This is a genomic window from Vibrio sp. 10N.286.49.C3 (assembly GCF_041469545.1).
Lineage (GTDB): Bacteria > Pseudomonadota > Gammaproteobacteria > Enterobacterales > Vibrionaceae > Vibrio > Vibrio tasmaniensis_A.
This window is the reverse complement of record NZ_JBFRKT010000048.1, coordinates 1-7,219: the sequence shown is the minus strand read 5'-3', so window position 1 is coordinate 7,219 and position 7,219 is coordinate 1. Positions and strand designations below refer to the sequence as shown.

General features: G+C 41.7%; 7 protein-coding genes and 1 pseudogene. 3 read left to right on the top strand and 5 right to left on the bottom strand.

Annotation, left to right across the window (positions count from 1 at the left end; translation table 11 throughout):
* Nucleotides 1–15: 15 nt before the first annotated feature.
* Both AB4180_RS17925 and AB4180_RS17920 read right to left on the bottom strand, forming a co-directional pair.
* Nucleotides 16–510 carry a DUF1097 domain-containing protein gene (locus AB4180_RS17925; RefSeq protein WP_102250468.1) on the bottom strand — a complete coding sequence of 165 codons (495 nt, stop codon included), beginning with the start codon at nucleotides 508–510 and terminating at the stop codon, nucleotides 16–18.
* A gap of 467 nt (nucleotides 511–977) precedes the next feature.
* The gene (locus tag AB4180_RS17920; protein ID WP_102250469.1) at nucleotides 978–1,883 is read right to left on the bottom strand and encodes a LysR substrate-binding domain-containing protein; all 906 of its coding nucleotides are present in this window, start codon (nucleotides 1,881–1,883) and stop codon (nucleotides 978–980) included.
* 273 nt (nucleotides 1,884–2,156) lie between these two features.
* Here AB4180_RS17920 and focA point away from each other — a divergent pair, with 273 nt between their 5' ends.
* Nucleotides 2,157–3,608: a formate transporter FocA gene (gene focA, locus AB4180_RS17915; protein ID WP_009845303.1), complete on the top strand. Its 1,452-nt coding sequence runs from the start codon at nucleotides 2,157–2,159 to the stop codon at nucleotides 3,606–3,608.
* Nucleotides 3,609–3,958: 350 nt separating this feature from the next.
* Here the strand turns inward: focA and AB4180_RS17910 are convergent, their stop codons facing one another.
* From AB4180_RS17910 to AB4180_RS17900, 3 genes are all read right to left on the bottom strand, one after another.
* Nucleotides 3,959–4,528 (bottom strand): YceI family protein, encoded by a 570-nt coding sequence (locus AB4180_RS17910; RefSeq protein ID WP_102250470.1) that lies wholly within the window; start codon nucleotides 4,526–4,528, stop codon nucleotides 3,959–3,961.
* Nucleotides 4,525–5,064 (bottom strand): cytochrome b, encoded by a 540-nt coding sequence (locus tag AB4180_RS17905; protein WP_102250471.1) that lies wholly within the window; start codon nucleotides 5,062–5,064, stop codon nucleotides 4,525–4,527. Before AB4180_RS17905 ends, AB4180_RS17910 begins: the two co-directional genes overlap by 4 nt.
* Before the next feature lie 184 nt (nucleotides 5,065–5,248).
* A complete protein-coding gene (locus AB4180_RS17900; protein ID WP_017059821.1) occupies nucleotides 5,249–5,494 on the bottom strand; it encodes a DUF2164 domain-containing protein in 246 nt (81 codons plus the stop codon).
* A gap of 289 nt (nucleotides 5,495–5,783) precedes the next feature.
* Here AB4180_RS17900 and AB4180_RS17895 point away from each other — a divergent pair, with 289 nt between their 5' ends.
* Entirely contained in the window at nucleotides 5,784–6,419 is a 636-nt protein-coding gene (locus tag AB4180_RS17895) for a hypothetical protein (RefSeq protein ID WP_009845296.1), read from the top strand.
* Between the two features lie 570 nt (nucleotides 6,420–6,989).
* Nucleotides 6,990–7,202 (top strand): annotated as a pseudogene (locus AB4180_RS17890) (EAL domain-containing protein); the annotation flags it as partial.
* Nucleotides 7,203–7,219 lie beyond the last annotated feature (17 nt).

The following is a 7,219-nucleotide window of genomic DNA, read 5'->3' as shown; positions in this document are numbered from 1 at the left end:
GGTTAGGTTAACGAATTAAGCCTTGGCTTGTTTAGCGTGTTGTTCAACCGCTTCCGAAGATTGAGTCGATTTTTCGTGAAGCCAAAGCCCCGTTGCTTTCATCAAGTATCCAAAGACACCACCAAGCAGTAAAGATGGCACGACAAGTTGCCAATCGCCGCCTGCTGCAAACGTCGCGCAGCAACCAATAAAGGTCCCTGGGATATAACCTAGCCACGCTTGTTTGGCTTGAATACACATAAAGAAAGCGACAATAGCGGTAATCATATAGCCTAATATCTCTAACCCTGCGAAGGTCGAGCTTTCGATAATCACCATTGCCCAGAATACACCTGTCATGTTGGTCAGTAAGCTGCCTGCTAGTCCTTTAACGCCGCCCGTTGGCGAAGCAAAATAACTGGTGCAACCTAAGAAACCGGCCCATGACAGCAAGCCGAAAGAGATAGCTATCCATCCCCATAGACCTGACAAAATACCTGTTGTTAATGAAATCGCGACTAATGTACTCATGCTATTTCTAAAGCCTAATTACGAAATTCATCGCACCGGATTTAGCCTCACTTAAAATCAAGTAAGCATATTATGGGAAGAACGCCTTCTTTTAGCCGATCATGATCACATTAATAATGTACGTGAATATGCATTTATCACCAGATAGAGACCGGAATCGCTTATTCAACACATTAGGTTATAAGGGGCTGTTAACCTTTCGAGCTTTATTTTGCAGCTCTTGTGGGAAATTTATACAAGGCAGAGGCTTTGATGTGTAGTTAGCCTACATGAAAAGGCGATAACGCAGTAGAAATGAACCACAAGGACTGCCCGAAGGGTTCGGTTAAAATCGCTTTATGCTTTGTTGAAGAATATTTGCTTAAAATGACTAGGCTACATACTCTTCGCCGCGCCTAAAACGATTTTACCTCGAACAAAACTTAACCACGAAAGGTCAACAGCCCCTAGCCTTTATCAAATTACCGTTATAGAACCGACGGCTTACCTTTCATCATGCGCTTACCTTCTCGCTTAATACATTCAGCAAGTGGGTTTTCTGTCATATCCGCACGCCAAATAAACGAAAGCGTACGTTCCATTTCAAGCTCAGGAACATTCAAAGTAACGAGCTGGCCAGATTCAACAAACTGCTCGACATCGAGATAAGGTAAACACGTTAAATATGGGCCGTTTGCTACCAAACTTCTTAAAACAGGAACGTGTTCATATTCTCGCCAAACATCAAGATCACCAATTAAATGATGAATAGAGCTATCAAAAACTTTGCGAGTACCTGAACCATGTTCACGCAATACCCACTTCGCTTGTTCTAGTTGCGCCAAACTGACACGTTCACGCTTTGCAAATGGGTGATGAGCCGATGCAACCACCGTTAAATGGTCGGTACACCACACTTCTTGATGAACTCGGTTATCGTCACAGCGACCTTCGATAACGCCAAGGTCATATTGGTAATCTAATACGCCATCTATAACCGCATCGGTACTTTGTACACCAAGCGAGATTCGCATCTCAGGAAAGTCGTTATCAATAATACTGATGAGGTCTGGAACCAGGTGTTCTGCCGGGGTTTGGCTCGCACCGAGTTTGAGCTCTCCACTCAATAAATGCTGCTCGTAAAAGCCCATTTCAATTTGCTGTGCATCTTGCAGTAAACGCTTCGCTTTTGGCCTAAGCCACATGCCCCAATGAGTGAGCGCCATTTGCTTGCCCTGCCTTTCAAACAAAGGCCTGCCGAGCATTTTTTCCAACTGTGCAAGAGACATACTTGTCGCCGACTGAGTCAATGCAAGCCTATCAGCTGCCTGACTTACGCTTCCCGAATCTGCTACCGCGTCAAAGACGGCGAGTTGCTTTAATGAATAACGCAAAATCTATCCTTAATTCTTTTAATAACTTATGTCCTGCTGCTCGTTTTTTGTTAAGCCGATGAGCAATCAATTTCATTCTACGCCTAACCAAATCTATATCAATATTTTTGATGTGGTTTCTAAAAATTATCAATTTTACCTCTACCCCTCAACCCCCTAATCTGGAATGGCAGGACACAACGAACCCTGCAAAACATTACTGATTAACCATTACGGATTAACCAAGTCATTAACACTAGGAATTACACATGACGGATTGTTCAAGGGGGGGATATGGCAACCAGCACTTCTGAAAATCAGCAACTGTTCTCGCCAACAGAAATGATGGCGGAAGCCGAGAAATTTGCATTAAGCAAAGCAAATAAAACCAGCAGCATGACATTGAGTTTGGCAATCATGGCTGGCGCATTCATCGGGCTTGCTTTTTTATTCTACATCACGGTGACCACAGGTAGCGCTGATGCAGGATGGGGATTAAGTCGCTTAGCCGGTGGTCTTGCATTCAGCATGGGGTTAATCCTGATTGTTATTTGTGGTGGCGAGCTATTTACCAGTTCGGTGTTATCAAGCATTTCATGGGCTAATAAGCAGATAACCTTCACCAAGATGCTGTCTATCTGGGGCAAGGTATATGTAGGCAACTTTATCGGTGCCATGTTCCTACTGGCTTTGGTAAGTGCAGCAGGCTTATATCAACTGGATGGCGGGCAATGGGGCTTAAACGCTCTAAACATTGCTCAACACAAGCTACACCACAGCCCTGTTCAAGCTTTCGCTTTGGGTGTGCTTTGTAACTTACTAGTGTGTTTAGCAATTTGGTTAACGTTCAGCTCAGCTAACGCCATGACTAAAGCAATGATGACCGTATTACCCGTTGCAATGTTCGTTAGCTCAGGCTTTGAACACTGTGTGGCGAATATGTTCATGGTTCCATTAGGCATCACAATTCAAGCATTCGCACCAGAGAGTTTTTGGATGCAAATTGGCGCAACATCAGCCCAGTATGCAGACCTGAACATCATGAAATTTGTCACTGCAAACTTAATACCAGTGACATTCGGCAACATTGTAGGTGGTGCGGTATTGGTCGGCTTAGCCAATTGGAGTATCTACCGTCGCCCGCAGCTTAAAGCGGCAAAAATTACAGCAATAACTCAAACAACAGAAATTACGTCAGTTAAGGAAACCACTATGAACACTACAACTACTATCAAGCAAATCATGAACACTCAACCAATTACACTGAGCGTAGAAATGCCTACTTCAGTGGCGATTGATTCACTTTTAGATGCTCAACTTGTTAGCGCTCCTGTTTGCGATGTTGAAGGCCGCCTAGTAGGTATCCTCTCTGTTCACGACGTAATGGTTGACCTTTGGTGCCAAGACTACATTCCGACTAAAGGTCAGAAAGTGGTAGACCTAATGAGCCGTGACGTAGTGGCTATTGATGCAAACGACAAACTGGTCGATGTTGCTGAGTTCCTATGTATCGATAAAGAACAACTGTACCCGACAACAAGCATGGGCTATGCCACTCGCCTGACCTCTCTTTCTTTAGAAGAACGTGCAAAAGCGATGAAAGTAAGCCAACCACATATGCTTCCAGTGCTAGAAAATGGCGTAATGGTCGGTGTGATGACTCGTACTGAAGTTATGCAAGCACTACGTCCAATCTATGGCGACCGCCTAAACGTGGTTCCAAAGGCTGAACTAGAAACGGCTTAACTAGCGACTGTTTACAAAGCAAGCGTTTCATTAGAAACAAAGTAACGAATCGTAGGCTGAACTATTAGGGATTAGTCGTTCAGCTAGATAACTCAGTCATTGCAACGTTGACTGGCAGAGGTAAATGGTGGCTTAAGACGCAGTAAAAGGTTTGACACAAAACAGACCTAAACGCGTGGCCATTTACCTCAATAAAAAAGGCGCAAAGTGAAAACTTTGCGCCTTTCTCTATATTCTAGCTGCTTTGCTACTTTCCATATTACTAAATAACCGGCTAACGCTGCCCTATCTCGTATCGACTAGGATTTTGATCTTTCTAAATATGTTGATAGCGATTATTGATAGCTAGATTACTTCTTTACACCTTCAACATGCAGATCCATGTCTACATAGCTTGAAGCGCCCATTACTGGGATATTGAAGTCAGCAAGCTCTAGACGAGTTGTACCAACGAAACCAGCACGCTCACCGCCCCATGGGTCTTGACCAGCACCGATGAATTCAGCTTCGATAACGATAGGCTTAGTTACACCGTGAAGTTTAAGGTCACCCATAACTTCAAGTTTGCCGTCGCCTTTATCAACCACTTTTGTGCTGTTGAATGTCGCATCAGAAAACTTACCAGCATTGATGAAATCACCGCTACGGATGTGCTTATCACGCTCTGCGTGGTTTGAGTCAAGGCTAGTTGTATCAACCGTTACGCTGATTTTAGACGCTTCAACGTTGCTCTCATCAAATGAGAAGTCACCTGAGAATGTGTTAAAACGACCTTGGATAAAGCTGTAACCTAGGTGGCTAACTTTGAAGTTAACTGAAGCATGCGCACCTTTTGTATCAATCACGTAATCAGCGGCGTTCGCAGCGAAAGGCATTGCCATAGCAAATGCTAATCCTGTAGCGATAATTGACTTTTTCATTTTGAAGCTCCTATCATTTTTCGTAGCGTATCGTCTTTGTCGATAACGTGGTGTTTTATCGCCGCTAAGGCGTGCACTGATGCCATAATGATCAGTACCCATGCAGCATAGTAGTGAACCGTTCCTGCGAGATCAGATTGGTTTGCAAATAGTTCACCCATACTTGGTACAGTGAACCAATTGAATACCTCGATCCCACGGCCATCTGATGTCGAAATCAAATAACCTGAAATAAATAAAACCGCTAAGTTAATGTACATAAATCCATGAGCGATCTTCGCCGCTACAACTTCATAGCTTTTACCTTCCACATTAGGTGACGCGGTAACTAGCTTCCAAAGCAAGCGGATAATGGTAACGGCAGCCAAAAGAATGCCTACCGAACGGTGGTAGTCTGGTGCTGTTTTGTACCACTCACTGTAGTAAGAAAGATCAACCATCCATAGGCCTACACCAAATAGGCCAAATATTGCGAGTGCTGAGATCCAATGCATTGCTCTTGCTAAAGGATTGTAATTTTTGACGTTGTTGTTCATGCATCTCTTCCGAATGTTAACGTGTCGTGTAGTTTTGAAAAGCGTACCCTACACCAAGTTTGCGTAACATATTATTTACCAAGTTTTACATTAGTTACATCATTTCAAATTAAACGAGTTATTCAAAAATTTTGAACAAGTTGCTTTATGGACAAATTTCTTTGTCGAACAATCGCTTGCTGAGTTATATTTCAACGATTTGTTCAATTTCATAGAGCTCATCTGATATGTCTAACATCTTACGTTCCATCACTTTTTGAGCGTCTTCTATCCCCTTGTTGTAATACACGGCTCCAAACTTTTTACTGATGAAGTCGACTAAGAATTCAGTGTCGAACTGACCAAGCTCTACATCGAGCTCATCTTGTAGGTACTTTTGAAGTGTATGAGTGAGTTCGGATTTTTGCTTTGAATCTAATTGAATGGTCATGGGTGTTTCCAAATAAAGAGTATGTAGAACAATTGTGATTAGCCGACTAAGCTATAATTTCGTTAGCTCACTGCAACTCTGCCAATCAGTTCAAGTTTTCTAACTAGCTATAATTCCTCATAATTTAGTTTACAGACCAGTAGAGTGCCAGTGCTATCCATAAAATCGCTCAGTAATGGTTAATTTTGATAGAGGGATCAAGAACTCGCACTTTGACAATAGGTAATGGCGCCGAAATTACCGTACTATTGCCCATCAATAAGATAGCAACCGTGTATAAGAGGCTTCATTGTTATTAGATCTGGTGATTAAAAGCGTCAATCAGTTTCAAGACGATTGCTTGAAACTTTGTGAGCGTCATTACCCTACCGTACACAATCAAGGGATCAGTGAACATCACATAGGCAAAGCGTTTGCGAGACGAATGGAGCACACTTTCGTTAGCTTCAATCATGCAAGCAACGTAAGCCCACTAGAAATGCTCTCTTCTGGTGAAACGCCACGACACTTCCGAATCTCTTCTGAAATTGGTACCGTTTGGATGATTAGCCACCATATGGTGAGCGCAGGAAAGACTTGTCGTAAAAAGTTGATGCTGGACATTCATAACTGGCAGCAAGAGTACGGATTTGCCATTCAACCCAATGACCTATTGATTATTGTCTCCGACCATTGGATAAGTCGAAGCAAAAACAGTGGTGAACTCTTGCATTGGTGGATGGGGGAACTCCCAGACCAGATTAGCGACTACAGCCTACAAGGTATCACGCTAAGAGAGAGTGATACTCAATTCGCAGATGATTTAAATAGTAACTTCAAAATCAGTCCGTGTTTTATCCGATTCGCTCACCCGCTAAAACGCTCTGGAAATCAACAACTAGTTCGTAAATACCTGCAACTTTATGCGGTAATACAATGGCAGTAAAATACAAGCCAATTTTCAATTTGATATATAACGTAAATAATTATACCTACACTATTATTTTATAAAATAACACCTATAATCCACTCATTTATTATCCGGATTCTCCAGTTTACTAATTAATAACTTAACAACCTCAATATTAATTTTGAGAGACAGACATCATTTTTATGTAACCACAAAGATCTATTTATTTTATTATTTTGATACTCACCCAGAATGTAAGCCTTTAACCATATTTATTTCAGGTGTATACGTGTTAAGGCTTTATATTGATAGGGTTGATATGATATAGGTTACTCAGACATTAAATTCACTGAACCTATTAAACAAGCTAAGTAATACGTATCCTTGATACATAATGACCTTTATCATCCTGATTTTTCGCTGACTTTAATTATTTAAATGTTACCGTGACAAATTAATTTTTATTAATTGACAATTTATCAACACCTGTCAATATTATGACAACTGTGACGTATATTCTCGTCTCTGAATAAACACCTTTTATTAGCGATTATGATTTTATCAGACAGAAGTGAATTTATTAGTTGTATATCTGTGGATGCCGATATGCAGTTTATTGCTAAATACCAAGACTTAACACTTAAAAGTGTCTACCAACCTATATTTGATTCTTCTTTGACTCAGATAGGTGTAGAGGCTTTGGTTCGTATTTCCAATTGTAAAGGTGATGTCGTTCGCCCAGATCACTTCTTCCATTCAGACGAAACCTCATACACAGACAAAATCAACGTAGAGAGGCTGAGCCGAGCCATTCACATCGGCTTTGTTGCGTAATT

Excerpts from the sequence above, each read along its gene's own strand:
- AB4180_RS17925 (WP_102250468.1), bottom strand. The coding sequence starts at position 510 with ATGAGTACATTAGTCGCGATTTCATTAACAACAGGTATTTTGTCAGGT.
- AB4180_RS17900 (WP_017059821.1), bottom strand. The coding sequence starts at position 5,494 with ATGACCATTCAATTAGATTCAAAGCAAAAATCCGAACTCACTCATACA.
- focA (WP_009845303.1), top strand. The coding sequence starts at position 2,157 with ATGGCAACCAGCACTTCTGAAAATCAGCAACTGTTCTCGCCAACAGAA.
- AB4180_RS17910 (WP_102250470.1), bottom strand. The coding sequence starts at position 4,528 with ATGAAAAAGTCAATTATCGCTACAGGATTAGCATTTGCTATGGCAATG.
- AB4180_RS17905 (WP_102250471.1), bottom strand. The coding sequence starts at position 5,064 with ATGAACAACAACGTCAAAAATTACAATCCTTTAGCAAGAGCAATGCAT.